We start from the raw sequence: 25,668 nt of genomic DNA on the forward strand, positions 1-25,668 counted from the left end.
AAAGCGTTATGCAAAGTGTATTAAAGAGTATTTGGAAAAGTATCGATGTCATCATGGCGGTCATTCTGACCTGTATGGTTACGCTCGTATTTACTAACGTAGTTTTACGTTATGGCTTTTCTTCTGGTCTTCGTCCCTCTGTAGAACTATCTCGCCTTGGTCTTGTATGGGTTGTCATGCTCGGTGCCGCCGTTGTGCTGCGCCGAGGTGAACACCTCGCTGTTGCAGAGTTTTCTGAACGACTCTTCCCAAAAGCAGTACCCGTACTAAGACGTATCTGCTGGGTAATAGTACTGATTTCTGTCGGCATGCTTTACGTCGGTTCATACCGTCAAATGATGTCTAACTGGTCAGATATTTCTCAGCTTACAGGGCTTCCTTCAGCATTATTTTACTTAGCCGGTGTGGTGTCAGGTTTGTTAATGGGCGTGATTGCCTTTATGCGAATCTTCAAGCCCGACTGGCAGCTAGATAGCTTAGATGAGGAGAAAGAATAATGACGTTAGCCATTTTCTTATCGGTATTGATTGTCTCAATCTTACTTGGTCTTCCTGTTGCGTTTGCACTGTTATTGTCTTCAATGGCGCTGATGCTTCACATGGACTTCTTTAGTGCAGACATTCTTGCGCAGTCTTTAATTAATGGTGTCGACAGCTTCACTCTGCTTGCCATTCCATTCTTCCTCATTGCGGGTGAAGTAATGGCATCGGGTGGTTTGTCGCAGCGTATTGTTCGCCTAGCAACCACTTACGTGGGACACCGTCAAGGTGGCTTAGGTTACGTTGCAATCATGACTTCGGTACTGCTTGCTGGCCTTTCTGGTTCAGCTGTAGCAGATGCTGCAGCCTTGGTCAGTATTCTTTACCCAATGATGAAAGCAGCGAAATACCCAGAAGCACCTTCAATGGGCTTACTTGCTTCAGGCGGTATCATCGCACCCGTTATTCCACCTTCAATCCCTCTGATCCTTGTAGGTGTTGCTGGCGGTATCTCGATCAAAAACCTATTCCTAGGCGGCATCGTTCCTGGCCTGTTAATGGGTATGACATTGATGTTTGTGTGGCGCTGGACGGTTCGTAAAGAAAACTTAGAAACGTCTGAACGTGCAACAAAGGCTGAAAAACGCGCTGCACTTAAAGATGGCGTATGGGCATTGATGTTACCAGTCATCATCATTGTCGGTATTCGCTTTGGTATTTTTACACCGACAGAAGCCGCTGTAGTCGCCGCCACTTACGCTATTTTCATCTCAACGTTTGTTTATAAAGAACTCACTATTAAGAAGTTCTACCACATCGTACTCAACGCTGGTCGCTCGACCGCAATGGTTATGTTCTTGGTGGGTTGTGCAATGGTCGCTGCGTGGTTAATTACTGTTGCTCAGCTTCCTCAACAACTCGCAGAAATGTTAGGTCCACTGGTGGATAGCCCACGCCTATTAATGGCAGTAATTATGTTGCTCGTACTTTGTGTCGGCATGGTTATGGACTTGAGCCCAACGATTCTAATCCTTGTACCCCTTTTAATGCCTGTCATCAAGATGGCTGGGATTGACCCAACGTACTTCGGCCTACTGTTCGTTATCAACTGTTCAATTGGCTTGATTACGCCTCCTGTAGGCACCGTACTAAACGTAGTGTGTGGTGTAGCGAGAGTACCAATGTCGACTGCAGTGAAAGGTGTATTGCCCTTCATCGCGGCTTACATGGCTCTGCTCACACTGTTTGTCATCTTCCCAAGCATTATCACTGTGCCAATGTCGTTTGTCATTGGTTAATCCTCGACGGAGAAAATAATAATGAAAACCCTACTAAAACTTACTCTACTCGCTTCGACTATCGCAATGAGCTCTAGCGCTTTTGCCGCTACGACTCTAAAACTGGCGCACGCTGCACCAGAGTCGGATTTGCAACAAGACCTATCTTTGTTCTTTAAGAAAGAAGTAGAAGCTCGTTCAAACGGCGAAATCAAAGTAAACATCTACCCACAAGGTCAATTGGGCAGTGATAAGCAAATGATCGATGGTTCACGTGCTGGCATCGTCGATTTAGCGATGGTTGGCTTGAACAACTACAACGGCCTAATGCCTGAATCAGCGGCCTTCACTCTGCCGTTCATGTTCCCAGATCGTCAAACAGCATACAAAGTACTGGACGGCGAGCCGGGTAAAGAAGTGTTAGCGAACTTTGAAAAATTCGGTCTTAAAGGTCTTGGTTTCCCTGAAAATGGTTACCGCAACATGACCAACAACGAAAAACCTATTCGTGTTCCTTCAGATGTTGAAGGCCTACAAATGCGTGTGAATGGCTCGAAAGCGCTAAACGACATGTTCAATGAGCTCGGTGCTAACCCGCAGCAGCTTCCAGTATCTGAACTTTATACTGCACTTGAAACAGGCGTTGTTGACTCTCAAGACCACCCAATTTCTGTAACGCTATCTTTCAAGTTTGACGAAGTACAAAAATACCTAAGCCTTACACAACACGCTTACTCACCACTAGTTTTAACAATGAACCTACGTAAGTTCGACAAGCTAACGGAAGACGAGCAAAAAATCATTGAAGAAGTCTCTGCTGAAGCGGTTGCAATGCAACGTAAGCTAAGCATTGAAAAAGAAGACAAGATGATTGCTCAACTAGAAGCGAACGGAATGCAAGTAAACCGTGATGTTGATGGTGCAGCTTTCCAACAAGCTATTCAGCCAGTATGGAGCGCATACATCGAGAAAAATGGCGATGTGATGATCAACAAGATCAAGCTAGCAGCGAAGTAACGCGATTGAGTGCGATTGCCTAGTCTTCTTTTAATTAGGGAATTTAGCTAGGCAATCCGCTCGTCATTCACTCAATACAACATGGGCAAACACAATGTCTCAAGAACAAAAAAAATACCAAGAATTAAAAGAACGCGTGTTCGCAGCAAACTTGCAACTTCCTAAATATGGCTTAGTGACTTTCACTTGGGGCAATGTATCTGAAATCGATCGTGAACGTGGCGTGATTGCAATCAAACCGTCAGGTGTTGAATACGATGTAATGACGGCAGATGACATCGTTGTTCTCGATTTAGAAGGCAACCACGTTGAAGGTAACCTAAACCCTTCAAGCGACACAGCAACGCACGTTGAGCTTTATAAAGCCTTCCCAACCATTGGCGGTATTGTTCACACACACTCTCGCAATGCAACAATCTGGGCGCAAGCCGGCCGAGACATTCCAGCGCTTGGAACCACACACGCCGATTACTTCTACGGTGATGTGCCTTGTACTCGCCTACTAACGAAATCTGAAATCGAATCTGATTACGAGAAAAATACTGGCTTAGTGATTATCGAAGAATTCAACCAACGCGATATCGATCCACAGGCAATGCCAGGTGTCATCATCGCAGGCCACGCACCATTTACATGGGGCAAGGATGGTTCAGACGCAGTGCACAATGCAGTCGTAATGGAAGAGATTGCAGCCATGGCAACAGCTACTCGTGCCATCAGTCCAGAAGCAGCAATTCAACCAGAGCTACTCGACAAGCATTACAACCGCAAACACGGTAAGAATTCATACTACGGACAGAAGTAAGGCCTCGCACATGCATAAGTCATCACCGCATAAGTCCTATAAACATAAATTGGATAAGCACAAGCTATTGGCGTTAGATCTCGATGGTACCGTTCTCAGTTCGCAGCACACGATTAGTCAAGAGTTAGTCGAAGCCATCAAGCAAGTCGCTCAACACACTCATGTGGTTATCGTTACGGGTCGCCATCATGTCGCTGCAAAACCTTATTACGATCAGCTTGGTTTATCGACTCCAATAATTTGTTGCAATGGCACTTACATCTTTGATTACCAGAACGATACGGTCATTCAAGAAAACGCAATCGACAAAGAAATTGCGGCTGAGTTTATCACCCTATCTCAAGCTCATGATCTGAAAATGGTGATGTATGTGCGTGATGCAATGCTCTACTCGAGAGCACGCCCTATTGAATACATGGAAGCGCTACTGACGTGGTCTCAAACCTTTCCAGAAAGCCAGCGACCAAACATTCAAAAGGTCGACGACTTCCAACATGAAGCACAAATTTCAGAGTATGTGTGGAAGTTTGTCGTTGAAGGTGAAGTAAACACATTCGCAGAGATTCCTTTTGTGAAAGAGAACTTCAACGGCGAACGATCTTGGATTGATCGTGTCGATTTCGCAGCAACAGGTAATAGCAAAGGTAATGCATTGACTCGCTACATTGAGCCGCTCGGTATCAGCCTAGAGCAGTGTGTCGCGATTGGTGATAACCACAATGACATTTCGATGCTTAAAGCAGCAGGACTTGGCATCGCAATGCAAAACGCAGATGACACCGTAAAAAGCTCAGCCAACCTAATCACGCCCAAAAACAATGATGATAAGACAGGGTTAGCGACGCTTTTACAAGACCTATTTAGTGCCCATTAATTTAAAGCATTGGCTTAATTAAGCTGTTTATATTTAAAGAGAATTTTTATGTTAGTCGGAAATACTCAACCTACGCAGATCAGCAAGTCGTACCCTGTCGTTATTCAAAACGTGCTTGAGTACTTGAACAGTCTCGACCAAGAAAAACTCGCATTAGGTCGCCATGAACTCCCTGGTTTTGATTCAAAACAAGCATGGTTTGTTGTATTGGAATATGACAAAGAGCCTCTAGGAAACTTCCAACCTGAAGTCCATAAATACCATTCTGACTTGCAGATCATTCTCGAAGGTTCTGAAGTGATGGCATGGGCTATAGACACTGGCGAACACAGCAACGCACAACCTTATAACCAAGAACGTGACCTTCAGTTTTACGAATACCCAGGGATTGAACTCAGCTTCATTCATGCAAAACGCAATCAATTTTATTTATTCACGCCAAATATCGTGCATATCACCAATATTGAAAATGATGACAGCCAACCGGTAAGAAAACTGGTGGTGAAGATTCACAACGATTTACTGGAAGCCAAATAATGAATTACTACATTGGAATTGATTCTGGCGGCACTTTTATGAAAGCCGCGTTGTTTAACGCAAAAGGTGAACAACAAGGTCTTACCCGCGTATCGGCGAGCGTCATCAACGAAAAACAAGGTTGGGTAGAACGCGACCTAAACGCACTATGGGGTAACGCTGTCGATGTCATTAAGCAGCTTTTAGAGACCACAAAAGTAGAACCGACCTCTATCAAAGGCTTGAGCATTTCAGCCCAAGGCAAAGGCGTTTACCTTCTTGATAAAGAGGGACAAAACCTCGGCCACGGTATTATGTCTTCTGACTCGCGTTCACTGCCTATCGTTAAAGAGTGGCTAGAACAGGGTAAAGCAAAAGAGATCTATCCAACCACACTGCAAACACTGTGGACAGGTCACCCTGTATCGATTATTCGCTGGATCAAAGAAAACGATGCCGAACGATACAACAACATTGGCGCAGTGATGATGTCTCACGACTACCTTCGATATCGCTTAACGGGCGAAGTCGCAGCAGAACTGACCAATATTTCAGAAAGTAATTTTTTCAACTCCATCACTGGTGAGTATGACAAAGCACTTTTGGAAACCTTTGGCATCGAAGAAATTTGGGATGCGCTACCACCCGTTGTAAAACCTCAACAGCAAGCAGGGAAAATCACTGCGGCCATTGCTAATGAAACCGGACTAGCAATAGGTACGCCGGTGTTCGGCGGTTTGTTTGATGTTGTGTCTACCGCGATCTGTTCTGGAATCAACTCTTCAGAAGATACCCTGAATTACGTGATGGGCACATGGGCGGTCACGTCTGGTATCTCAAAACAAGTGACTCAAGAATCATACAATTTTGTTTACGGCCATTACGCCGTCGATAACGAATACATCATTCACGAAGCGAGCCCGACTTCTGCTGGCAATTATGAATGGTTCGCCGACTACCTTGGTGAAAATGGCCAGATTAACCACCAGCAAAATCAAGCGTTAGTCGAAGCATTAGATCCGGCATCAAGCAGTATCTACTTTGTGCCATTCCTTTACGGTTCAAACCAAGGGCTTGGCCTAAAGTCAGGCTTCTATGGTCTGCAATCGCACCATACTAAAGGGCACCTAATTCAAGCCATTTGGGAAGGCATTTTATTCTGTCACAACATTCACCTAGAACGTATGCGTCAGCGTTTTCCAAAAGCCAACAGACTAAAAGTGACAGGCGGCCCTGCATCTAGCCCTGTATGGATGCAAATGCTGGCTGACCTTACCGGCATGACCGTTGAAATATCAGACGTGGATGAAACCGGCTCATTAGGTGCCGCAATGATGGCAATGGTCGGCGCAGGTGAGTTCGCTTCATTAGAAGAATGTACTCAAGCCATCACTAATTCTACGTCACGTGTCGAGCCGAACCCTGAACACTACGACATATACCAAAAGAAATATAAGCACTATCAAAGACTGGTGCAGTTGTTTAAACAATTTGAGGATGAAATAGATGCCTAAGCCCTTGTTACAAATGGCTCTTGATGCCACAGATATCGACACGGCATTAGCCTCAATAGAGCATGTTGCAGATAAGTTAGATGTGATTGAAATCGGGACGATTTTAGCCTTCGCCCACGGCGTAGATAGCGTAAGAATCCTACGAGAAAAATACCCAAATCACGTCATTGTCTGTGACATGAAAATCACCGATGCCAGCGCCATTTTAACGCGTCTAGCGATGGGTGCCGGCGCTAACTGGGTAACAGTAAGTGCAGCAGCACACATCGAAACTATTCGTTCAGCGAAGAAAGTAACGGATGGATTCGACGGCGAAGTGCAAATTGAGCTGTATGGACACTGGACAATGGAAGATGCGCAAGCTTGGGTCGACATGGGCATTAAACAAGCAATTTATCACCGTTCTCGTGATGCGGAACTTGCTGGTGTGAGCTGGACCGAAGAAGATTTGATAAAAATGCAGAAATTATCGGATATTGGAATTGAACTATCCATTACTGGTGGTATTGTTCCTGACGATCTGCATTTGTTTAAGAATCTGTCTGCGAAATCGTTTATTGCTGGCCGAGCGTTAGCTGGTAGCAATGGACGTGACATCGCAGAAAACTTCCATACTGAAATAGGTAAACACTGGTAGCACATATATGAGTGAGCAAATTAAATCGTTGTCTAAAGCACTGACCGTATTGGAATTCCTTGGGAATTATCCTAATGGCGTTTCGTTACAAAAAGTGTCTGAAGGGACTGGCTTCAACAAGTCATCAGTCCACCGTATTTTAGCAACATTTGAAGACTCTGGTTATGTTGCTCAAATGTGTTCAGGTAAAGAATATCGCTTAACAATGAAGTTGGTTCAGCTTGGACACGCTGCTATCAACTCTGATGTCACTGGCACCGTTAAGCCATACCTATCTGAGCTACTCGACGATGTGAATGAAACGGTTAACTTCCTCTCTTTTGATGCTGACAACATCATTTTTAAAGACAAGTTTGAACCCGTTAATTCTTCCTTTAGAACTCGAACCTACGTAGGGCTGCATTCTCCAATGTATTGCTCAGCGGCAGGAAAATGTTACTTAGCATTTAGCTCTGACAGCGTTCGAGAAACCTATTGGAAACGCAATGTCAGCACAATGAAGCCGTTAACTGAAAACACGATTCTCGACAAGTCTCAATTTTTTGGTGTTCTCGATAAAATTAAGAGCCGTGGTTATGCGCTCGATGATGAAGAGAACGAAGCAGGTATTTCTTGTGTTGCTGTCCCTATTTTTGACAAGAACAATTCTCCTGTATACGCGGTTAGCGTCTCTTCGCTTACGCCAAAAATGAAAGCTCTCGGCTACGAAGAAATTGCTAGCAGAATTCAAGACATAACAACGCGTATAGAACAACAACTCTTTTAAGGAAAAAGAATGTTTGATTCTAAAAACAAATTCAGATTAGGTATTTACGAAAAAGCGATGCCAACCACCCTTACATGGGTAGAGCGTTTGGTTCACGCCAAAGAAGCTGGCTTCGACTTTGTAGAAATTTCAGTCGATGAGACCGACGAGCGACGTGCTCGTTTAGATTGGTCAGACGAAGAGATTTATGAACTTCGCCGCCTATGTGAAAAGCATCAAATGCCATTCCAATCGATGTGTTTGAGCGCGCACCGTAAGTTCCCATTTGGCTCAATGGATGACGGTATCCGCACTGAATCGCTGATCATCATGGAAAAAGCGATTTCATTGGCTTACAAGCTTGGCATTCGCTGTATTCAAATGGCGGGCTACGATGTGTATTACGAACCGCAATCGGCTGAAACTCACGCTCGCTTCATTGAAGGCATGCAACAAGCCACCAAAATGGCAGAACGTGCAGGCATCATGTTAGGTGTAGAGATCATGGATACTCCGTACCTCAATTCATTAAGTAAGTTTGAAGTGCTTAAGCGCGAGATCCCATCACCTTACTTCATGGCTTACCCAGATGTCGGTAATATTTCTGGTTGGAACTACGACGTGTGTACCGAACTAAAGCTAAGCCGTGATCACCTAGTACAAGTCCACCTTAAAGACACGCTACGAGTTTCAGAGACCTGTAAAGGTCAGTTCAGAGATCTGGTGATTGGTGAAGGCCAAGTCGACTTCCCAGCTATTTTCAAAACACTCGCTGAAATTGATTACAGCGCGCCATTAGTGATTGAAATGTGGGCTCAAAATGACAACTGGTTCGAAGATATCAAACAAGCAAAAGCAACGTTGAAATCTATCGCTAACCAATCTGGCTTTGAACTGTAAGGAAACGACCATGACAATTTTTCGCACCGCTTTTTTTGAAGCCGATTTAACTGAAGAACAAAAGCAAGACTTCTACCAATACATGGAAAACGAAGTCGCGCCTATTATTCGCACATTCCCGAACAACCAAGGGTTAACGCTGAATAAGCCTGAAGCGATTGAAGCTGAAAGCCATAAAAACCTACTGCTGATGATGCAGCACAGTTACGAGAACGAGTCAGCAATGGCTGCTGCTTTAGATTCTGAGCAACGAATCAAAAGTATGCATGCGACCAAAGTGATTATTGAGAAATACAACATTCATGTTCATCACATCAATTTCGTTCGTGATTAACAGCTTAATAGGCAATACACCGTAAAGTCTCAATCGAAAAGCAGAAGATCATCTTCTGCTTTTTTTATCGCTATCAATAAGGAATCACTATGAGAGTATTCCCGTTAAAAGATGCCCCACTGGTCTTACTGTCTCTGATATTTTTTATCTGGGGTTTAATTACCGTTTCAAGTAACTCGCTAATTCCACATTACAAAGAAGCTTTCTCTCTCGACTATAAAATGGCGATGCTATTTCCCATGGCCTTCTTTATCACCCGAATTACGGTGTCGCTTCCAACGTCATTTGTCATGGCAAAAATTGGCTATAGAACTACGCTGAAGTTCTGCTTGATATGGTGCCTTCTGGGCTGTCTAGCCATGGCATATTTAGTGCGAGGAGAAGAGCTTGTTCCAACACTCATTGGGATCTTATTGATGGCCTCAGGTGTGTCAGCAATTCAAGTAGTGAGTTCACCTTACGTATCACTTCTCTCGACACCCGATAAGAGTGTTATACGTCAAAGTGTGGCAACAGCATCTAACTCCGTTGGCACTGTGCTTGGTCCGCTAGTGCTTACCGCTGTCATTCTCGTGGCTACAAGTTTTAACGTCGACAACACCGCCCATCAAGTTTCGTATCTGTTCTTATTCATCGCCCTGTTCTTTTTCGGCTTACTGGTATTTTTTAGCAAAATGACGCTTCCAGATATCAAACCAAAACAGATGACTGGCTTTTGGCGAGGGTTAAGGCTTCTAATTAAAAATCAGCAGTTTATGAAATTAGCGTTGGTACTGTTGCTGTACATCGGTGTAGAGGTCAGTTTTGGTACTTTTACTATTGTGTATCTTGCCGACCAGCAATATGGCGACCTTGGTTTGGTCTTCGCAACACAGATCATCGCTCTTTATTGGGTATTAATGTTTGTTGGAAGAGTGTTATTCGCCAAGTTTGGAAACACTGTAAACAAGCACTATCTCTTCTCACTGTCTTGCGTTATTGCAGCTTTGATTAGTGCCGTTGCGGTCTATCAAAATTATGTTTGGATTGGCTATTTGATGCTTGTCGTAGGGTTATGTAATTCAGCACTCTACCCTATCATTTACGCACAAGCGCTACATGCATCAGGTAAGCAAAACTCACAAGGGGCAGCAATTCTCATTATGTGTTCAATTGGAGGGGTTGTTTTACCATTCGTACAGGCGAGTTTGATTGATGAGCTTTCGCTGAGTACGAGTTATATTGCGCCCGCATTAGCGTATGTATTAATGATGGTTTTGTACTGGTCTAGTTTAAAGCATCGTGTTTAAACTGTTGGTTTAGATAGGTAACTTGGTTTAGTCAATCACTTGATTCAGTAACTAAGTCGATGACTAGAAAGTCGGCCTGATTGGCCTAAAAGTCAGGGTGGAGAAAGGGAAGGTGGAATGGGGAAGGTAAATAAATTTAGTGCTTCTGACGTTAGTTTGAATCAGTGAGTGGCTAATCACCACCACTGATCACACTTAACGCGGGTTATTTAAGAAATTAAACCCAAGCAGAAGCAACAAGTAGGATAATTGCACCCATGATAACGGTAGACTTAGCAAAAAATAGAACTTCATTCATTACTGAAGGTTTTGCTAGTGATGCGTTGTTTTCATTTGTGATTACTGTAGCGTTCATACTGTGTTCTCATCGTTGTGTGATCTAAGGTAAATTTTGCGCCGTTATGTGACCAAAGTCAATAATAACTGTAGTTTTATTACACAATGAAAAATCTATAACTGAAGAGAACTCCAACAACGCAACCTCCCCTGACTCCACGTAGTTTTCCATTAAATCAACATCTATTAGATACAAAAAAGCCCGAAGCCTGATCTACAGAATACTTCGAGCCTTTATACAGCAGTCGATACTCGACTTAATTCAATTGAGCTAACTCCGCTCGCATTGAATCGATAGCTTGTTGATAATCTTCACTATCAAAAATAGCAGAGCCCGCAACGAACATATCGGCACCCGCTTCAGCAATCTCTTTTATGTTGTTAACTTTCACACCACCGTCGACTTCTAAACGAATATTTCGGCCTGATTCATTAATGCGCGATCTGATTGAACGCAGCTTAGTTTCAGAGCTCAGGTCCGCTACCCACTTCCAAACCATTCGCTGGAACAAATTTAGTTATCTGCCCGTTTTCAACCATGTAGCAATCCATGCCTGCCGATGTCGCTGCGTGCTGGCCTATAATCGTATCTTCAAACACCACACAATCGCTCGGTTCAAGCTCTAACTGGCTAGCGACTTTCAGAAAAGTATCCGGGTTAGGTTTGTGATTTTCTACGTCATCTGAAGTCACAATCGTACGTATCATTGATGGGATATCGGTCGTCTTTAAAATCGCCCTTGCATGCTTGGCTTGAGCACCAGTGCCGATGCCTATCTTTTTCAACTGATACTGTTGCTGTAAGAGTGCATAGGTTTCTGGAATAACATCCCCTTTGTGCTCAATGGCTTCAAAGTTGGCAATTTTGTCCGAAGTAATTTGTTGAGCATCAAGAGTTAGATCGTAACGCTTAAGGATCTCTTGAGTCACTTTTCGCGATGGCATCCCACCAAGTTGATCGAGCCACTCTTTGTCGTAGGGAATACCAAACTTCTGACAAGTTTGTTCCCATGCATGAGCGTGTGCAACCATAGAATTGACCAGAGTCCCATCGAGATCAAAAATAATTCCTTTATATTTATCTAACTTTGGCATAGTCAATCTCTCATATTGTTTTGAGACTCATACTACTAATCACCATACATAAAACCTATTCATGATCGTCTTAATATGATCTTATTCAACAATCCGACAATTAAACGAATTGATGCAATAAAAGCCGTTGTTTTACTATTGAAATCATATTTTGAACACATCTCACCCATTTTTACTTAAACCAAGTAGAGTTGCATAAATTGAAGATGATATAGTCCACGAAAATCAAATACCTTGGACACGACCATGCATTCTAGCGACATCATCAAATTGGCAAATTTAGGCGTTAATATCGAAATTTCAAAAGACTCTTCATTACATCCTTCTGATGCGTTGGAAGTGGTAAAGATTGTTGCTGAAATCGGTAGCCAAATCGTCATCAAGAAGAAATACCACACGGACTACCTGATTCAGATGGCTGAAGTGGGCCGTGATCATGTGACGATCGCTGTTTAAGAACCGCCACTATTTCGAAATTGACATAACCTCAGCTTCAGCAGTTTAGAGCGACATGTTGATATAAAAATGCAGCATATTGGGGGCAATATGCTGCATTTTCTCTTTTCGTTATGAGCATCGAGAACGCAAAGAGAAACTGGTTAATTATTCTAGGTAGAGTTAGTGGTCAAACAATCTCGGAACACCCGTTTGAACACAAACTTCATTCAAACGTTTTTGTGCCGTCAGTATATTCTCTTTCCAGCGTTCATCTTGAGCCCACATCTCGATCACGAGTGGTACAACGCACTCAGTCTCTTTCAACGTTTCAAAAATAGCATTGAAGTCAACTTCGCCATCACCAATCACTAAGTCTCGAAACTGCCCTTTGTACTCGTCAGTCACTTTATAAGTGTCTTTGAGGTGGATCTGAGTGATATGAGGCTTACTCAGTTTTAGCTCCGTCACTATGTCGTAATTCCAACCAGAGATATTGCCCACATCAGGATACGCCGTGAAATACGGTGAATTAACTTCGCGACTCAGCACTTCGAACTTACTCAAAGAGTTCAAGTAATCGGTGTCCATTATTTCCACAGCAAGCATTACGCCCGCTCTTTCCGCCAACTGCGCCGAAAGCTTCATGCCTTCAATGAACCTATGGTTAGTCACTTTATCAGCAGGTTCGTAGTAAACGTCATAGCCAGCCAGTTGGATGGTACGAATACCCAACTTATAAGCCAACGAGATCGCTTTCTCCATATGGATAACCGCTTGTTCACGAACCGCCGGATCTGCTGAACCGAATGGGAACTTACGATGCGCGCTTAAACACATGGATTGCAGCGGTACGCCGTGCTTTTCACAAAGACGACGCAAGGCATACACTTCTTCGTCATTCCAATCTAGTCGACTGCGACGCTCGTCTGATTCGTCTACCGATATCTCAAGAAAATCAAAGCCGAGTTCTTTGGTTTGCTTAAGTTTATCTTCCCAGCTGAGTTCGTTAGGTAGGGCCTTTTCATAAAGCCCTACACGGTGGCGTAACAAGTTTTGATACATAACGCCTCCTAGTTCCAGTAGCGATCGATCTGAGCTTTTAGTGCTTCTGCTGTTTCTTTACCTTTGTCACCCGCAAGTGCGCGACCCGCGATAAAGGTTTTCGCCTTAATGCCTTCAAATAGGTATAGGTCTTCAGGCACGATGCCACCTGTGATAGAAAGCTCGATACCCATTTCAGACAATGCACGCATCTTCACGAGATCTTCTTCAGTCCAGCCCACACCAGCTAATTCAGCGTCACGAGAACGGTGATAGATAGCTTGAGAGATACCTAGGTCGACCCAAGATTGAGCATCGTCCATTGTCCAGTTACCATAAATTTCGATTTGGATTTCACCGTTAAATTCATCAGCGACTTTCTTACATGCACCAATGGTTGCGATGTGTGCAGCAGCAGAAACGGTAATCCAATCAGCGCCCGCTTCGAATGCCATACGAGCCAAAATAGCACCGCCATCGGTGGTTTTCATATCGCATACAAGGATATGGTCTGGGTGGTTTTTACGAAGCGTAGAAACCGCCGTCATGCCTTCTGCGAAAGCCAAAATAGTGCCCACTTCAATCACATCAACGAAGCTTTCAACGTTGTTTGCCACTTCAATTGCTGCAGGAAGATTTGTTTGGTCTAGGGCGATCTGAATCATTGGTTTAGTCATGTTGTTATCCTTTAATTTGTTCACGTATTAGACGGGCTAAGCCATCATGGTTGTTATCTGTTGAGCACACGCATTGAACGTGTGACTTGACGATGTCATCAGCATTGAGCATCGCTACGCCTAACCCGGCGTACTTGAGCATGGAAATGTCATTGTGGTTATCACCGACGGCAATGACGTCATCGGCTTGATAACCGAGTTCTGCGATGTATTCAGCAAGGCGTAGGCCCTTACTGTTACCTTTCGCAGCAAAGTCGATTCGGTTTGACCAAGAGCGCTCACCGTTGAAGTTCTCTTCTATCCATGGGTGTTGCATTAAACGGTCTACTGAGTCTTGGCTACCTTCCACCACAAACTTCCAAACGTGTTCGGCTTGCTGAGCCGTTTCAATGAATGATTCCACTTGGTAAATTTGAGGGCGATGTTGCTCTGGTGCCGTTTCTGCCCAACTTTCCAATGCCAACATGTAGGCAAATGGGTTGTAGTGTGAGTACGTCATGGCATGCGTGATGTACATGACCATTTTGAGCTGAAACTCTTCTGCCATATCGATGAAGGTCAGTGCTTTGTCTTTATCTATCGCGTTTTGAGTCAGTACCGTTTCAGTTTGATAGTCGTAAACATAAGTGCCGTTACAGCAGATGATTGGCGTATCTAACCCCAATTCGTAGTAATAAGGTCGTGCTGCTGTGTGGTGTCGACCAGTCACAATCACGACATGACAACTTTGTTTGGCTTCTTGGATCGCCTTTTTCAGTTCTGGATGAATCGTGTGATCATCCTTTAACACGGTTCCATCGAGATCTAACGCCAGCACTTTATACATAGAGTCCTCTCACTTATTCCCTGAAGTCGGGCCTAATCAATATTGAAACTACTTAGAGTCGAAGCTCGTTAAACGGCTTACTTAAACGAACAACCGATTTACTGTTGGCCGTAATAAGCATTTTCACCGTGCTTACGTAAGTAGTGTTTGTCGGATAGTTCTGGCTGAATTTTGATACCGCTATTCAAGGTGCGGGTTGCCAAGGCCATTGCAGAAACTTCTTCTAATACCACCGCGTTGTGAACCGCATCGTTGGCATCTTTGCCCCAAGAGAAAGGTGCATGTCCTGCAACAATCACGCTGGGAACGGCCATTGGATCGATTCGACGCTGCTTGAACTCTTCAATGATCACCAAGCCGGTATTTTTCTCGTACTCTTTAGCAATTTCAGAGTGAGACAATCGACGAGTACATGGGATGTCACCGTAGAAATAGTCAGCATGAGTAGTACCCAAGGCCGGAATATCGATACCAGCTTGTGCCCAAATTGTGGCACTGCGTGAATGCGTGTGAACAATGCCACTCACTTCCGGGAAAGCTTTATAAAGCTCTAAATGAGTTGCGGTATCACTTGAAGGATTAAGTTTCCCTTCAACAATGTTGCCTTCTAGATCGACGACCACCATATCTTCAGCTGTCATATCGCAGTATTCGACACCTGATGGCTTAATCGCTATCACGCCATTAGTACGGTCAAACTCAGAGACATTGCCCCAAGTGAATGTCACCAAACGATACTTCGGAAGCTGCAAATTGGCTTCTAAGACGCGTTGTTTCAGTTGGCTATATATAGACATAGTTGTCTCCTTACGCTGCTTCCGCTTGCAGTAACGCAGCATCAATTAAACGCGCCACTTCTTCTGGGCTTTTGCATGCGCGAAGTTTTGAGAAATCTTCATCGAACTCAATCAAGTTCGCCACTTGCATGGTACCGTCGATGTGTTCTTCTGAATCTTTACCCGCTAGCGTGATCAGTACATCAACTGGCTCATCAACACCTTCAAACGTAATGGGCGTTTCAAGCACGGTTAACGCAAACCCGGTACGAATCACACCATCTTCAGGCCGGCAATGAGGCAGAGCGAACGCATCGTGAATACAGATATAAGGGCCTTCTTCACCAATCGCTTTGGTAATCGCGTCGTAGTAACGCTCTTCAGCAACACCGGCTTTAACCAATGCGTCAGTACCTAGCTTGATCGCCGCTTTCCAGTCAGTTGCTTTTGCGTTCAGTAGGATAGAGTTATTCTTGATAAGAGATTCTTTTAAGTTCATGTTATTGCTCACTTATATAATTGTTTTTATTGGCTCAGCAGTGCGATACCACTGAGCCGTTTATCATTATTTGTGGAAGTTGTTCTCGATGATGGAAACAAGCTCGTCGCCGAAAGTTTTCACCATAATCATGTTCTTAACCGCTAACTGTTGCTTACCTTCCGGCAGACCCGTAATCTTCGCTGCAAGCGCAACCGAAGTAACGATGATGTCGAATGAACCAAGGTGCGATTTGTAATCAGTGATAGCGCTGTTAAAGGTCGAACTAGGAATGCCTTTCTTGTCCAAGTACTCTTTGATTTTCTTAGAGCACATCATTGAAGAACCTTGCCCTGAACCACAGCACACTAAGACACGAACCGGTTTCTGGTCAGCTGCTGGTGAGACTCGATTTTCGGATGTTGTAGAAGCTGCCGTTGCAGAAGCTGAAGGAGCTTGAGCAGTTGCTGTTGATTGTTGTGGTACTGCGACTTCAACCTCAATGCCCTCAGGTGTTACTGCGGTCATTGTTTCAGCGGCAGCTTCTGCGTCTTCTTCAGCTCGTAGTTGTTTAGAAGCGAAGTACATGTAGACACCAGCTAAAGCCAAAATCCCGAAGAAGAACATGTTAGAGCTCGAAATACCTTGCATGATAGGTGGGAAGACGAGAGCCCAGTCAGCCATACCCATCCAGCCATTAAACTCTGCTCCCGATTGAGCAAAGATATGAATTGCCCAAGCAGAACCAACCACCTCGATGATGCCCATCACGAAACAGATCTTCATTACCGCTTTCCAACCACCGAAGTGGTTCGCAAACACACCAATCGTCGCGTTCGAGAAGAACATTGGGATAAAGCCAGGAATGATCATGATAGGAGAATCAAAGGCTAACATTGCAAGAACGGCTGTGAATTGACCAACAGCGCCCCACATGAAACCGAACACCATTGCATTTGGAGAGTATGCGTAGATAGCCGCACAATCGATTGCTAACACAGCGTTAGGAATAAGGCGTTGAGAAATACCATTAAATGCCTCAGACAATTCCGCTACGAACATACGGACGCCGGTGACGATAACTTGAATAGCCACTGCGAATTTCAACCCAGTTTCGAAAATATAGATAAACCAGTGTGTTTTTCCTGCCATGTCTTGAAGGTTATCAAGACCAAATGAAAGAAGAATAATGCCGAAGAAAGCAGTCATGACTAGCGTTGTCGCTGCGATACTGTCGTGGAAAATGTGTAACCATTTAGGCAGTTTGATGTGGTCAACGCTGTCATTTTTGTCGCCAAGCTTAGGAGCAACCTTTGTCGCTACCCATGACGCAAACTGTTGTTGGTGACCAATAGAGAAACCCGCCCCGCCAGTAACCTCTTGGGTAGGCTTGAACATGATGTTAGACGAGATACCCCAGTACAACGCCATCAATATTGCTGAATAGATGATGGTTTCCCACATACCTGCACCAAGCACGAAGTAGAAAACAGCAATGAGGCCAGCTTGTTGGAACATGATATGTCCCGTAAGCATGATGGTTCTGATGCCCGTGATGCGGCGGAAGGCAACAAGAAGAATATTGAGACCAAGTGCCAGTAATACGGCATATCCAACCCAAGAATAATTGTCTCCCATGGTCTCCATGGTAGACATCATGGTTGTGTACGGATCTATCACTGACCCCGTCAATCCATGAATCTCACTCATTTTCAGAATCACTGGTTTGAAACCCGCTACCAATGTTCCTGCACCTACCTGCACTATCATGAAACCAACGATGGTTTTGATAGAGCCGGAGATAATAGTTGTTGCGTCACGCTTGAGTAGAATGTAACCCAGACAAGTAACAAGACCGAGTAGCAAAGGTGCTTTGGTCATTACCTGACTGTAAAAAATATAGAAAATATCGTATAAGAATTCCATATCTTTACCCCTGATTAATTTTAATTTTAATGGTATGTAGGATGTGATGATGTCTATTTTTGCTCACGAATTAGACTTTACCAATCAAAAGTAATCATTCAATGCTCACTTGTGATTACTTTGATTTATATCAATTAACCACACCCAGAATGTGCCTAATTGAGCTTCGGATCACACCAAAAAACAACAAATCAAATAAAATCAATAACTTATAAATCATTGTGATTAAGATCTAGTTTTTATAGCAATGTAGTTTGACAATCATGATGGTGATTATTAGAATCAAAACAAATCAAAAGTAATCATCAAATTGTCACAACGACATAAAGAGTGATAAATATGAATGAAGTACAAAGACATAACGGCATCGTGTCGCTATTAGAAGATATGCAGACAATAAACGTCTCACATATTATTGATAAATTTAGTGTTTCACCTGCTACTGCAAGACGTGACATCGCTAAATTAGATGAAGTTGGCCGACTTAGAAAAGTTCGAAATGGCGCTGAGCGAGTAGAGAATCAGAAGAGAAAGTGGTCACCACTCAATATCAACAGCACTGAGTTCTATGAAGAGAAAGCAGAGATTGCGCAAGCAGCAGCAGGACTTTGCGAGGCTGGAGATACAGTTGTGATCAACTGTGGTTCTACTGCGTTCCTACTTGGACAACAGTTATGTGGGGAAGATGTACAGATCGTAACGAACTACTTCCCACTCGCAAGCTACTTGATCAACGAAGATCATGACGATGTCATCATCATTGGCGGTCAATACAACAAAGCGCAGAACATCTTTTTAAATCCCGCGCCCAATTCACTGGGAGGCTATGCTGGAAACTGGATGTTTACCTCTGGTAAAGGCTTAACCGATGCTGGCCTCTACAAAGCCGACATGTTAACTGCTGTAGCAGAGCAGCAAATGCTTGAACAGGTCGATAAACTCGTTGTTGTTGTCGACAGTTCAAAGGTTGGACAACGTACCGGAATGCTCTTTTGCAGCACCAAGCAAATAGACATCGTCATCACTGGTAAAGATGCCAACCCCGAAGTCGTCAAGCGGATTGAAGCTCAAGGGACGCAAGTCATCCTAGTTTAAATCGAAGGGCTAACTAGCCCACCAATAATAATAAATTTAGCTCAGTGCCTTAATCAAAATTAAGGCGCTCGGCTCCCTACATCCAAAATTAATCAAATTATTGAAATAAAAGGTATTATCATGAGCAACGTAAACGAAATCACTCGCGAGTCTTGGATCCTAAATACATTCCCTGAGTGGGGCACATGGTTAAATGAAGAGATCGAGCAAACCGTCGTGCAACCGAATACATTTTCTATGTGGTGGCTTGGCTGTACAGGTATTTGGCTAAAATCAGAAGGTGGTGCAAACCTATCAATGGACTTCTGGTGTGGTACTGGTAAAAAAACACAAGCTGTTCAAAAAATGAAAAACCAGCACCAAATGATGCGTATGGGCGGTGTTGAAGCACTTCAGCCAAACCTACGTACTGCAATCTTCCCATTGGACCCTTTCGCTATTAAAGAGATCGATGCGGTTATGGCATCTCATGATCACGGCGACCACATTGACATCAACGTTGCTGCAGCCGTTCTACAAAACTGTGGCGAGCACGTTAAATTCATTGGTCCTAAAGCGTGTGTTGATTTATGGATGAAATGGGGTGTGCCAGAAGATCGTTGTGTTATCGCGAAAGTTGGCGACGAGATTAAGATCAAAGACGTCAATATTAAGGTTCTTGATGCATTCGACCGTACTGCTCTAGTGACACTTCCTGAAGGCACTTCTTCTTTAGACACTGATATCTTAGGTGGCATGGACGATCGTGCAGTGAACTACCTAGTAGAAACGACAGGCGGTTCAGTTTACCACTCTGGTGATTCTCACTACTCAAACTACTACGCTAAGCACGGTAATGACCACAAGATCGACGTTGCACTGCTTTCTTACGGTGAAAACCCACGTGGCGTAACTGACAAAATGACGTCTTCAGACATTTTACGTGCCGCTGAATCTTTGGATTGTGAAGTCGTTGTTCCTTTCCACCACGATATCTGGGCTAACTTCCAAAATGACCCACGTGAAATTGAAATGCTGTGGAACATGAAGAAAGAACGTCTGCAATACGGCTTCGCACCTTTCTTCTGGCAAGTCGGTGGCCGATACACTTACCCTACAGATAAAAGTCGCATGCACTACCAACACTTCCGTGGTTTTGCAGATATCTTTAAAAATGACCCAGAACTGCCATACCGCGCATTCTTGTAATCATTAGTACCAACATTAACTAGGGAGCGATTCGCTCCCTTTTTTAATCATCGAATAAGGATATTGATATGGTATTACGCGAATTTAAGGAGCATTTCAAACGTGGCGATTTAGAATCAGCAATTGCCGTAAACTCTCCAAACAATGATGGCTATTACTTGATGGTTCTAAGCAGCAAGTGGGGAATAAATAGTTTCTTAGAGTCCGACCGAAAGCTGAAACCAAGGGTATTCAAGACCCAACAAGCTCTACTAAATGCGGCAAAATCAATTGGCTTCAGTCATCAATCAGTCGATATGCAAAATTTCTAGAGCCTTCTGCCTTCTGCCTCCTGCTCTATCAAATGCTCCCCTTCGTCTATCTAAATAATTCTAATAAAGCAAGAACAGCCCTTCATAACCGCCAATATGAATTTCAGTCACATACTCTCCGATGTTGCCGTTTTCATCGACAGGCTTCATCGGCACGTCCAATACAATCATCAGCTTCTCTGCCTCATAAAAGCTCGAATTCTTACCGTGGAAATCCGTGCGGTACAACACACGACCATTGCTGAACTCTCTCGCTAACACCATATCTTCAGGGCCACCCGCGGCCACCTGATTTTTAGATTGATACATAAAGTACGTGAACGTAGGTAGAACGTGAGTCATACCATTAGGCAGATCAGCATGCACCACTTCACTCATCGATGAATCACCAACGATGGTGTAGTCTGCGGGTTGAGGTGTCGTTGTCGACAACATCAAAGGAATTGGCTCAAATCCCTGTAGGGCCTGATGACTCGCCTCTCCCAAATCAACGGCTAATAACGAACTTGGTTGATAAGCGATATTTTTAGGGACACCACTTTGCCAGAAAGTGTCTGCAGTCGTGTTATCACTCCCATAGACGTAACTATTGTTCCACTGATTAAAATAGCTGTGTTGAGCATGTCGATTGAGGTGGTAAATCGCTAGGGTCGAGTATTGGTCTTTCTTCCAATTCTCTTCACTATTTCCTAGATATTGGACTCGCCCGTAACGCGTTGTCGCCTGAAAAATAACTCTTTGTCCATTGTAGGCGAGCGCAGAATTATCCCAGAACTTAGAGATCCCCGAGTAACCACTAAATCCAGTAGACGGAAAAATGTAATGCTCTCTCAGATACAAAGACCCGGCTTCGCTAAGATGAGACTGCCCATTTCGACCCAGCAAGTTCGCCATACCAATGTTCAACCCAATAGACGCATCACTTTCTAAAACAGATAGATTTTGGAGAAACGCTGAAAATTGTTGCTTGTAGAGATCATCCGCTTGATTTGAACCCGCAACAGATCCTAACTCTTGAACATGTCCGCCAGAATGGACATAGAACTGGTTCGAGCCAATGAGTTTATTTGTGTCGTCGTTGTATGCACCATTCAAACCTTGGCTTGCCCAGCTTTGCTTGTAGTAGCGATGAATGGCCAATAAATAATCCGCGTTTGCGACGTTCGTTAACGACCAAGATGAATTCGTGCTCCACATTCGACCAAATGGCACCACTCTTGATTCCCAACGAAAACGCGCTGTCGCATTCTTATTGGTTCGATTTCGATACTCGCTTGGCGACAAGTAGTTATCGCCATTCAGGTCTGCAGACACGTCAAAGCCACGAATTTTTCGCCATTGGCTGATAGCATTGCCATCCGGAGTTGTGGTCGGAGCGTCGGTTAACTTAACGGTTGGAAAGCTATTTTTGAGTTTTACTTCTTTTAACCGCGGCCTGTCGTCTGCGTTCTCACTTTGCCAACGAACTCTCACAACGTATAAACGGCCACCCTCTCTCAAAAAGGTTGAACCAAAATACTGGCCGCCACCATAACTCACCCCACTGCCATCATGAGTTGTGGCTCTTACCCAGTTACCCGGAAGGTTCCAAATCACCGATTGGTTTCTGGTCATATTGAGCGTTTTGTCTTTCTTTACATCGAGCCTTTCCCACTGTGAAACCCTTCCGTGAGAGTCAATAGCTGTTGGGTATTCAATCCAGAATTCGCCGCTGACAGCAAACTGTGAGAACTTAAAGGTCAGACGTTCGAACTGTTCAGCATGATAGACATACAAAGCCCCGCCCTGTTCGAAATTCTCAAACACATCAGCATCCCAAGGAGGCTCTTGATACAGCCAAAAGCCCGCATGATCTTCACTGGCTGTATAGCCCAAGGTCATAGGCTTTCCACTTAAGAGAGTATTTTCACCGTGGGTGTTATCAACTTCTGCAAGCACTGTATCTTCAGAAAAATGGAGAAAGAAGTCTTCAAAATCAACGCCATGTAATTCTGCGTTATTACGAAGGTCATTCTCCAACCAACCAGAATTGAGCTCCATTTTTTGGTTATACATATACCCAATTGTCGTAGCTCGCTTATTGTCGGTTTTATCTGCATAAGAGCCAAATACGAGGTCACTGTTCGCAATTTCCCAATCAATGACAGCATTCGCAGACATTGGGGAGCCCGAAAGATCAGCGCCGGATTCATGTTGCCCTGGCAGTACAATCGCTGTACCAACAGCAAAAGAATAGCCGGTAATTAAATATGAAAGAATGAGTGTGAGCAGCCCAGAAATGTAAGTTTTCATGATTCAAACTTCCTAATCGATACTATTGCCAATCAAAATACCTCATTCAAAATCAACATATTACGCGTCAAATTAGGGAGCAATGTAAGAAAAAAGTATCGTCTAGAAAAGTTCATAGTTCAAGCGTTAAGCCCCCCGGTTCGACGAGCATTTAAGTGTGCCATCGAATGCCCGAATGAAGACAATCTGAAACTACCGCCAGCTTAAAAGGGAAATGACAGCTTCACCTCTAAGGTCATTTGAGTTCGGGATGAAATGATTATGTTGGTCGTTATAAAAACCAAATGAGAGGGGGATTAGGCTTGCTGTGTCAGTATCAATCGATGAAAACCACCTACGGATGTAAGTGGTTTTTGCCGGAATAAATAGAAGGGATATATTTAGGTGCTTGAGTCGCTTTAACTAGATTTTGTCTACCTTAACAACCTCATCGTTAAATTTAATGTATTCCACATTGGAAATCTTGTCCGTTCCAATCGATTTACCAGAAATTTTTGTCACACCACCAGCCAGCTTTTCAATCGAATAATCGTTTTTGTTACCATTAATCTTCAATACATCGGTACCATCAGATCCATCGAAAGTGTTGTTAGCAGAATTCCCCTCAAAATAATTATCCTGAGGATTTCCAAGTATATCTAAAGCCTCAGAACCTACGATTTTCAAATTTTTAATATATTGAGATTTAAAGGTGTACTTTTCTTTATCATCAGAAGAAATTTGGATCTTAAATGTATTATTTAAAGACGGATTCGCTTTCAAATACGTATCGACCTTTGCACTATCAATCCTTGCCGTATATTGATGATATTCAGGCAAGAATTCTTTGACGATAGCAAAACCAGTACTATCACTAGGCAAAGTTTCTCGGGTAACGTAACGGTAGTTATCCATTCCTCCAAACTCTGAATTAAACCCACCATACATTCCGTAATACGTGTCTGCTAGTGCGGCAAAATACTCGTGAGAAAAGGTTTGCCCCATCTTATACTGCTCAGGCATTCCTAGGTCTTTACCTATATCGTCACCGCCCCAATCGCCATCCCATTGTTCTTCACGTTTTTCATCAAGAGTTGCGCCTGCTGCTTGTGGACTCCAAATGGAACTTTTAGCCACATAATCTTTGCTAGTGTCTTTATCCTCGTAAACATATAAGCCTGTTGTGCTGTCATACCGATAATCTTTGAAAATACTCAAGCTATGGGCAGTAATTCTTTTTTGCAATCCGCCTTTGCTACCATCACCGGTCAAAGGGGCAATTCCTTGAGCTTGAGTTATATGAAGAATTTCTTCTATTGAAGCATCTCTTTTACCTACATTGGTAACGGAATTATAACCAGTGAAATACTCTGTCTCACCAACGTATGTCGTTTCGTTATAACCAAGCGCTTGGCTATGAACAAACCAACCATATTTTTTGAATAGATCATTATCTGAAGCTATCAGCTGCAGGTAGTTATCAGCTGTAGCTGAGGCAAGTTTAGGCTCACGCGCTTTCAACAACCTCAGTAGCTCTTGCTGAAGATTACCAATATCACCTTCTGACGATGCCATAAGAAGCGTACCCTGACGCTGACTTATCGATTTAAAGACATCAAGCTTACTCAGTTCTGTATTCGCTCCATTTTCGGACAGAAGAGAAGTCCACACACCAATGGCTTGACGCAGATCCTCATCACTACCTTTTGTCGCAAGAATGGTAATACTAATACTTGAATCTGAGCGTAACGGTATTTTAATAAAGTAATCAAAACCTGCATCTTTCGCTATCTGGTAGTTACTTGGGAATACCGTATTAAAAGCACTGTCGACATTGTAATTGGTGATCAAACTCGATTCGCTTGGCAAGGTATATCCGGGAGGAGGGGTAGGCTTAGGAGTGGTGGCGGCGGTACTCTTACTATCGCTACCACATGCTGAAAGCAAAGGTAAAATTGCGAGTGTTGTTAGGGTAATTTTATTTTTGTTCATTTAAACACCATTGAAATTTAAGCGCACCTAGACTCATATATCAGTAACTAGCTGTATTTATTACCTATTAATCATAAAAATACGTCAACTTCAATTAGCGATACTTATATACGTGACACCCATTCACCTCAATTATATTTACTCAAAAATAGAGTTAACTCATGCGCTTAAAAAGACAAGTATTGTTAATATTAGGTTGACCGAAATTTAATAATTCCCGGTTCTTTCCCCATTGATTAAAATAAACTAAATAGCCCCCCAGCCATTACATTACCTAAGCACTCAGGTCACTGATCCCCCAAACCTATTTACAACCTCTTGTCCCACTTCCCTTGATGGTCGCGATCGCAATTTTCTTGTGTATCGTAACTGACGTGCTTATCGATGCTCTTCAATGTAATCCCAACCTGACTAAACGCCTTTTGGATAGCAACAGAGACCTCCTGCTGACCTCCCACCTCTAAGAAGTTCGTTCTATCCTGATTGGTATCGAATACGCAGACGATTTTCAAACTTTGCGGGAATGAAGAGAAATTGACCGTATGAGTCACCCACAGAAAACCATCGAAGCCTTTTAACGTGTCTTCACACACGTCCGTTAACACGTCTCTGATTTGATTTTCGATCTTCTTATCTGATTTACGCATGAAATAAGCATCCTATTTAACACCTTAAAAAATAAGGTTTTTCGGTCAATGTTGTCTTAACCGACATTGGACACTGTGGCTGTTTCAAATGCAAAGTATTTATTGGGAAGAGTCTACTGGAAGATATAGAGGAAACGCCTCATGCTTGATCACTGACGAAGCAATCAAGCATGAGGCGAATATA

Annotated in this window: 27 protein-coding genes and 1 pseudogene; 16 read left to right on the forward strand and 12 right to left on the reverse strand. The window is 43.5% G+C overall.

The window, feature by feature from the left end; translation table 11 throughout:
- The first annotated feature begins 8 nt into the window (after positions 1-8).
- From MED222_RS16860 to MED222_RS16805, 12 genes are all read left to right on the forward strand, one after another.
- Positions 9-497: a TRAP transporter small permease gene (locus tag MED222_RS16860; RefSeq protein ID WP_009845880.1), complete on the forward strand. Its 489-nt coding sequence runs from the start codon at positions 9-11 to the stop codon at positions 495-497.
- On the forward strand, positions 497-1,777 hold the full coding sequence (locus MED222_RS16855) for a TRAP transporter large permease subunit (RefSeq protein WP_009845881.1): 1,281 nt from the start codon (positions 497-499) through the stop codon (positions 1,775-1,777). The genes MED222_RS16860 and MED222_RS16855 overlap by 1 nt, the downstream gene beginning before the upstream one ends.
- Before the next feature lie 21 nt (positions 1,778-1,798).
- Positions 1,799-2,773: a DctP family TRAP transporter solute-binding subunit gene (locus MED222_RS16850; protein WP_009845882.1), complete on the forward strand. Its 975-nt coding sequence runs from the start codon at positions 1,799-1,801 to the stop codon at positions 2,771-2,773.
- A gap of 94 nt (positions 2,774-2,867) precedes the next feature.
- On the forward strand, positions 2,868-3,578 hold the full coding sequence (locus MED222_RS16845; protein ID WP_009845883.1) for an L-ribulose-5-phosphate 4-epimerase: 711 nt from the start codon (positions 2,868-2,870) through the stop codon (positions 3,576-3,578).
- Between the two features lie 10 nt (positions 3,579-3,588).
- Positions 3,589-4,452, forward strand: coding sequence for a Cof-type HAD-IIB family hydrolase (locus MED222_RS16840; protein WP_009845884.1), 864 nt, complete (start codon positions 3,589-3,591; stop codon positions 4,450-4,452).
- 48 nt (positions 4,453-4,500) lie between these two features.
- Positions 4,501-4,989 (forward strand): YhcH/YjgK/YiaL family protein, encoded by a 489-nt coding sequence (locus tag MED222_RS16835; RefSeq protein WP_009845885.1) that lies wholly within the window; start codon positions 4,501-4,503, stop codon positions 4,987-4,989.
- Positions 4,989-6,482, forward strand: a complete 1,494-nt coding sequence (locus MED222_RS16830) for an FGGY-family carbohydrate kinase (protein ID WP_009845886.1) — start codon at positions 4,989-4,991, stop codon at positions 6,480-6,482. Before MED222_RS16835 ends, MED222_RS16830 begins: the two co-directional genes overlap by 1 nt.
- Positions 6,475-7,119, forward strand: a complete 645-nt coding sequence (locus MED222_RS16825; protein ID WP_009845887.1) for a 3-keto-L-gulonate-6-phosphate decarboxylase UlaD — start codon at positions 6,475-6,477, stop codon at positions 7,117-7,119. The genes MED222_RS16830 and MED222_RS16825 overlap by 8 nt, the downstream gene beginning before the upstream one ends.
- Before the next feature lie 7 nt (positions 7,120-7,126).
- Positions 7,127-7,885: an IclR family transcriptional regulator gene (locus tag MED222_RS16820; RefSeq protein ID WP_009845888.1), complete on the forward strand. Its 759-nt coding sequence runs from the start codon at positions 7,127-7,129 to the stop codon at positions 7,883-7,885.
- A 9-nt stretch (positions 7,886-7,894) separates the two neighbouring features.
- Positions 7,895-8,764, forward strand: a complete 870-nt coding sequence (locus tag MED222_RS16815; protein ID WP_009845889.1) for an L-ribulose-5-phosphate 3-epimerase — start codon at positions 7,895-7,897, stop codon at positions 8,762-8,764.
- Between the two features lie 10 nt (positions 8,765-8,774).
- A complete protein-coding gene (locus MED222_RS16810) occupies positions 8,775-9,098 on the forward strand; it encodes a hypothetical protein (protein WP_009845890.1) in 324 nt (107 codons plus the stop codon).
- An 89-nt stretch (positions 9,099-9,187) separates the two neighbouring features.
- Positions 9,188-10,387 (forward strand): MFS transporter, encoded by a 1,200-nt coding sequence (locus tag MED222_RS16805; RefSeq protein ID WP_009845891.1) that lies wholly within the window; start codon positions 9,188-9,190, stop codon positions 10,385-10,387.
- 217 nt (positions 10,388-10,604) lie between these two features.
- Here MED222_RS16805 and MED222_RS22425 read toward each other — a convergent pair whose 3' ends face one another.
- From MED222_RS22425 to MED222_RS16795, 3 genes and pseudogenes are all read right to left on the reverse strand, one after another.
- Entirely contained in the window at positions 10,605-10,742 is a 138-nt protein-coding gene (locus tag MED222_RS22425) for a hypothetical protein (RefSeq protein WP_009845892.1), read from the reverse strand.
- 238 nt (positions 10,743-10,980) lie between these two features.
- Positions 10,981-11,184: pseudogene (locus MED222_RS16800) on the reverse strand (ribulose phosphate epimerase); the annotation flags it as partial.
- A gap of 4 nt (positions 11,185-11,188) precedes the next feature.
- The gene (locus tag MED222_RS16795) at positions 11,189-11,818 is read right to left on the reverse strand and encodes an HAD family hydrolase (protein ID WP_009845894.1); all 630 of its coding nucleotides are present in this window, start codon (positions 11,816-11,818) and stop codon (positions 11,189-11,191) included.
- A gap of 246 nt (positions 11,819-12,064) precedes the next feature.
- On the opposite strand from MED222_RS16795, the gene MED222_RS16790 reads away from it, so the two are divergent.
- Entirely contained in the window at positions 12,065-12,274 is a 210-nt protein-coding gene (locus tag MED222_RS16790; protein WP_009845895.1) for a hypothetical protein, read from the forward strand.
- 162 nt (positions 12,275-12,436) lie between these two features.
- On the opposite strand, the gene MED222_RS16785 is transcribed toward MED222_RS16790, so the two are convergent.
- The 6 genes from MED222_RS16785 to MED222_RS16760 all read right to left on the reverse strand — a co-directional run bounded on the left by MED222_RS16785 (position 12,437) and on the right by MED222_RS16760 (position 17,980).
- Complete coding sequence (locus MED222_RS16785; RefSeq protein WP_009845896.1) at positions 12,437-13,318, reverse strand: L-ribulose-5-phosphate 3-epimerase; 882 nt, start codon at positions 13,316-13,318, stop codon at positions 12,437-12,439.
- A gap of 8 nt (positions 13,319-13,326) precedes the next feature.
- Positions 13,327-13,974 carry a 3-keto-L-gulonate-6-phosphate decarboxylase UlaD gene (locus tag MED222_RS16780; RefSeq protein ID WP_009845897.1) on the reverse strand — a complete coding sequence of 216 codons (648 nt, stop codon included), beginning with the start codon at positions 13,972-13,974 and terminating at the stop codon, positions 13,327-13,329.
- 4 nt (positions 13,975-13,978) lie between these two features.
- Positions 13,979-14,800: a pyridoxal phosphatase gene (locus MED222_RS16775; protein WP_009845898.1), complete on the reverse strand. Its 822-nt coding sequence runs from the start codon at positions 14,798-14,800 to the stop codon at positions 13,979-13,981.
- Between the two features lie 98 nt (positions 14,801-14,898).
- Entirely contained in the window at positions 14,899-15,591 is a 693-nt protein-coding gene (locus tag MED222_RS16770; RefSeq protein WP_032555158.1) for an L-ribulose-5-phosphate 4-epimerase, read from the reverse strand.
- 16 nt (positions 15,592-15,607) lie between these two features.
- Positions 15,608-16,075, reverse strand: coding sequence for a PTS sugar transporter subunit IIA (locus MED222_RS16765; protein ID WP_009845900.1), 468 nt, complete (start codon positions 16,073-16,075; stop codon positions 15,608-15,610).
- A gap of 66 nt (positions 16,076-16,141) precedes the next feature.
- Positions 16,142-17,980 (reverse strand): PTS ascorbate-specific subunit IIBC, encoded by a 1,839-nt coding sequence (locus MED222_RS16760; protein ID WP_009845901.1) that lies wholly within the window; start codon positions 17,978-17,980, stop codon positions 16,142-16,144.
- Positions 17,981-18,319: 339 nt separating this feature from the next.
- Here MED222_RS16760 and ulaR point away from each other — a divergent pair, with 339 nt between their 5' ends.
- From ulaR to MED222_RS16745, 3 genes are all read left to right on the forward strand, one after another.
- The gene (ulaR, locus tag MED222_RS16755) at positions 18,320-19,075 is read left to right on the forward strand and encodes an HTH-type transcriptional regulator UlaR (protein ID WP_009845902.1); all 756 of its coding nucleotides are present in this window, start codon (positions 18,320-18,322) and stop codon (positions 19,073-19,075) included.
- 120 nt (positions 19,076-19,195) lie between these two features.
- Positions 19,196-20,263, forward strand: coding sequence for an L-ascorbate 6-phosphate lactonase (gene ulaG / locus MED222_RS16750; protein ID WP_009845903.1), 1,068 nt, complete (start codon positions 19,196-19,198; stop codon positions 20,261-20,263).
- Positions 20,264-20,331: 68 nt separating this feature from the next.
- Positions 20,332-20,574 (forward strand): hypothetical protein, encoded by a 243-nt coding sequence (locus MED222_RS16745; RefSeq protein WP_009845904.1) that lies wholly within the window; start codon positions 20,332-20,334, stop codon positions 20,572-20,574.
- Positions 20,575-20,634: 60 nt separating this feature from the next.
- Here the strand turns inward: MED222_RS16745 and MED222_RS16740 are convergent, their stop codons facing one another.
- The 3 genes from MED222_RS16740 to MED222_RS16730 all read right to left on the reverse strand — a co-directional run bounded on the left by MED222_RS16740 (position 20,635) and on the right by MED222_RS16730 (position 25,484).
- Positions 20,635-22,866, reverse strand: a complete 2,232-nt coding sequence (locus tag MED222_RS16740; RefSeq protein ID WP_009845905.1) for a hypothetical protein — start codon at positions 22,864-22,866, stop codon at positions 20,635-20,637.
- A 402-nt stretch (positions 22,867-23,268) separates the two neighbouring features.
- The gene (locus MED222_RS16735) at positions 23,269-24,837 is read right to left on the reverse strand and encodes a hypothetical protein (protein WP_009845906.1); all 1,569 of its coding nucleotides are present in this window, start codon (positions 24,835-24,837) and stop codon (positions 23,269-23,271) included.
- Positions 24,838-25,145: 308 nt separating this feature from the next.
- Positions 25,146-25,484, reverse strand: coding sequence for a hypothetical protein (locus MED222_RS16730; protein ID WP_009845907.1), 339 nt, complete (start codon positions 25,482-25,484; stop codon positions 25,146-25,148).
- Positions 25,485-25,668: the final 184 nt, after the last annotated feature.

Origin of the sequence: Vibrio sp. MED222 (assembly GCF_000153005.1) — a bacterium.
In the GTDB taxonomy this organism is placed as follows: Bacteria; Pseudomonadota; Gammaproteobacteria; order Enterobacterales; family Vibrionaceae; genus Vibrio; species Vibrio tasmaniensis_A.